The following is a 777-nucleotide window of genomic DNA, read 5'->3' as shown; positions in this document are numbered from 1 at the left end:
CCTGCTGGAGACCGACCTCTACAAGTTCACGATGTGGCAGGCGATGCTGCACCGGCATCCGCAGGCGCAGGCCGAGTACCGCTTCGCCTGCCGCAACACGCCGCAGTACCCGCTCGCGACGCTGGTGGCCGACCTGGAGCGCGAACTGGACCACCTGTGCGCGCTGACCTTCCGGCCGGACGAGCTCGACTACCTGCGCGGCCTGCGCTTCATGAAGCCGGACTTCATCGACCTGCTGCGCATCTTCCGTTTCCAGCGCGACTTCATTTCGGTGCGCGCGGACGGCGAGCGGCTCGAGATCATCGTGCGCGGCCCGCAGGTGCATGTGATGGGCTTCGAGATCTTCGTGCTGGCGATGGTCAACGAGCTGTACTTCCGGCGCTTCGATGCCGCGCCGGCGATCGAGGAAGGCCGGCGGCGGCTCAAGCGCAAGGTCGAGACGGTGCGCGCCTTCGTCCGCGACGAGGCGCCGCGCCGCCACCCGTTCCAGTTCTTCGACTTCGGCCTGCGCCGGCGTTTCTCCGGCGCCTGGCACGAGGAGGTGCTGCGCACGCTGCGCGACGAGCTGCCGGAGACCTTCCGGGGCACGTCCAACGTGCTGCTGGCCAAGGAATTGGGGCTGGTGCCGATCGGCACGATGGCGCACGAGTACCTGCAGGCCTACCAGGCCACCGGCGTGCGGCTGCGCGACCACCAGAAGGCGGCGCTCGAGGACTGGGTGCAGGAGTACCGCGGCGACCTGGGCATCGCGCTCACCGACGTGATCGGCATGGACGC

General features: G+C 68.9%; 1 protein-coding gene. It reads left to right on the top strand.

All coding sequences use genetic code 11. The features are described 5' to 3' along the window. Position 1: 1 nt before the first annotated feature. Positions 2-777 (top strand): nicotinate phosphoribosyltransferase (gene pncB / locus FUT87_RS26590; protein WP_255512055.1); only part of this gene is annotated, 776 nt, incomplete at its 3' end.

The organism is Mitsuaria sp. TWR114, assembly GCF_007997345.1.
The sequence above is the reverse complement of the archived record's forward strand: the minus strand, read 5'-3'. Positions and strand labels throughout refer to the sequence as shown.